This window comes from Streptomyces rugosispiralis, assembly GCF_024505145.1.
In the GTDB taxonomy this organism is placed as follows: domain Bacteria; phylum Actinomycetota; class Actinomycetes; order Streptomycetales; family Streptomycetaceae; genus Streptomyces; species Streptomyces rugosispiralis.
In genome coordinates this window covers 1-1,330 of the sequence record NZ_JANIAA010000162.1, presented here as the reverse complement: position 1 = coordinate 1,330, position 1,330 = coordinate 1, and the positions used below count along the sequence as shown (strand labels likewise).

1 protein-coding gene is annotated in these 1,330 nt (G+C 68.9%); it reads left to right on the top strand.

The features are described 5' to 3' along the window. The first annotated feature begins 138 nt into the window (after positions 1–138). Positions 139–1,272: an IS30 family transposase gene (locus tag NP777_RS46845; protein WP_256656315.1), complete on the top strand. Its 1,134-nt coding sequence runs from the start codon at positions 139–141 to the stop codon at positions 1,270–1,272. The last annotated feature ends 58 nt before the right edge of the window (positions 1,273–1,330 follow it).

Below are 1,330 nucleotides of genomic sequence, written 5' to 3'. Positions count from 1 at the left end.
CTTCGGTTCTAGTGGTCGTTGCAACACCCCAGCTCAAGGGGTGCGATGGACTTCGAGATCCGTAAGGTTCGCAAGGCTCAGGGGCCTGTGAAGCTCCGGGCCGAGCGGGAGGAATACTTCCGGCTCGTGCAGATGGGGCTGACCAACCGAGAGGCAAGCCGACGCGTCGGCGTTCATGAGCGGACCGGTCGCGAGTGGCGAAACGGCCGGACCGACCCGAAGCGGCGGCGGGCTCCTGCTCTGGCGGAGCAGGAGCCCGAGCCTTCGTCGACGAGGTGCCTGCGTGAGGACGAGCGCATCCACATAGCCGACCGGCTGCGGGAGAAGGCCTCTGTCCGCACGATCGCCGCCGAGCTGGGCCGCAGCCCCTCCACGATCAGCCGGGAGATACGCCGCAACGGCATGCCGCTGCGCGGTGACCGCACGCGGTGGGCCTACCGTCCCCACGCTGCCCAGCGCCGGGCCGATCGGCGCCGGCCCCGGCCCAAGCCGGGCAAGATCGGCCAGAACCCCGAGCTGCGGGACTTCATCCAGGCTCACCTGGCCATGCGGTGGAGTCCTGAGCAGATCTGTCAAGCTCTTCGCAGACGGTTCCCTGACCGGCCGGAGATGCACGTGGTCCACGAGACGATCTATCAGGCCCTTTACGTCCAGGGCCGCGGGGAACTCCGGCGCGAGCTGGCTCGAGCACTACGCACGGGACGGGCCCGGCGCAGGCCGCACCGTCAGGCCGCCGCCCGGCAGCCGCGCTTCTCCCATCCCATGGTCATGATCAGTGAACGGCCCGCAGAGGCTGCCGACCGGGCCGTTCCCGGCCACTGGGAAGGCGACCTGATCATCGGCAAGGACGGCGCCTCCGCCATCGGCACCCTGGTCGAACGGGCGACCCGCTACGTGATGCTTGTCCACCTGCCGGGCGGCCGCGCCGCCGAAGACGTCAGCACGGCTCTGCAGACCATCGTCCAGACGCTGCCACGGCACCTGGTCAAGTCCCTGACCTGGGACCAGGGCTCGGAGATGGCCGCCCATCACGCGTTCACCGTCGCCACCGACGTCCCGGTCTACTTCTGCGACCCGGCCAGCCCTTGGCAGCGCGGCTCGAACGAGAACACGAACGGCCTGCTGCGGCAGTACTTCCCCAAGGGCACCGACCTGTCCGTCCACGACCCCGAGCAGCTGACCGCCGTCGCCGCCGAGCTCAACAGCCGCCCACGCAAAACACTCGACTGGGAAACCCCAGCCGAGCGCCTGCATAAACTGCTCGCGGCCTAATCAACCGACCACGTGTTGCAACGACCCCTGGAATCCGCCCATAGTCGGCGGGGGCTTT